This window comes from Oceaniferula marina (assembly GCF_013391475.1).
Lineage (GTDB): Bacteria > Verrucomicrobiota > Verrucomicrobiia > Verrucomicrobiales > Akkermansiaceae > Oceaniferula > Oceaniferula marina.
The window spans coordinates 1-875 of record NZ_JACBAZ010000051.1; the positions used below are offsets into that span (position 1 = coordinate 1).

Consider the following 875-nt stretch of genomic DNA (forward strand, 5'->3'; position numbering starts at 1 on the left):
CGTCTCATCCACCAAACCTCCAACCGTGATCCATCTCTCCTGTGGATATTCGTCTCTCGGGTTGCACATGATATTTTTTTGCAGAACGTAAAGCACACCGGCAGCGATCAGGCGTCGATATGCAAATTAAAGATACAATGTCGTAAAAGGGTTACCTGTCGCAAACTCGACAGCTACTAGCTGTCGGGTGCTGCGACTTGTTCTGCCGATTTTTTAAGAGGTGTTAACCTAATCTCCTCTTTATTATCCCAAGGGTCGTCAGGGGTGAGGTCAACTCTGTAATATTCTTGAGGTTCAACTTCAATCTTACCATTAGCAGACTTGTTCAAATCAAGATGAACCGTGACTAATCGATCAACTCCCTCGGCATAAACATCATTATGCTCAATTATATATGACATCTTTGGAACATTTTTAATGGTGTATCGAATAGTATAAGTTTTGAGGCTATCAAATGGTCCACCAGCATCATATATTTCATGCACCCATATTTTTATCGAACCTCCATTAACTTTAACTTTTCCAGTAACACCTTTAGCGGCGGCATTCATAGCTATCCCCCTAAAGGTCAAAATCAATTCATTCTCCTTAGTATACGAATATTCGACATTAACAGTTTTCGGAGGATTAACATTATCGCTATCTATGATCGCCCCAATAGATGGAGGCGCAGCAAAACAAGCCCCCGCAGTGATTATCAATATCGCAATAATGAGATTATTCATTTTTTTGCAGAACGTAAAGCACACCGGCAGCGATCAGGCGCCGACATACGAATTAAAGATACAATGTCGTAAAATGGTTACCCGTCGCAAACTCGACAGCTACTAGCTGTCGGGTGCTGCGACTTGTTCGACCAGATTTTCTCCGCGCTG

1 protein-coding gene is annotated in these 875 nt (G+C 42.4%); it reads right to left on the reverse strand.

Annotated features, from left to right (window positions below; translation table 11 throughout):
• Positions 1-176: 176 nt before the first annotated feature.
• Positions 177-725, reverse strand: a complete 549-nt coding sequence (locus HW115_RS19500; RefSeq protein ID WP_178935340.1) for a hypothetical protein — start codon at positions 723-725, stop codon at positions 177-179.
• Between the last annotated feature and the right edge of the window lie 150 nt (positions 726-875).

Excerpts from the sequence above, each read along its gene's own strand:
- HW115_RS19500 (WP_178935340.1), bottom strand. The coding sequence starts at position 725 with ATGAATAATCTCATTATTGCGATATTGATAATCACTGCGGGGGCTTGT.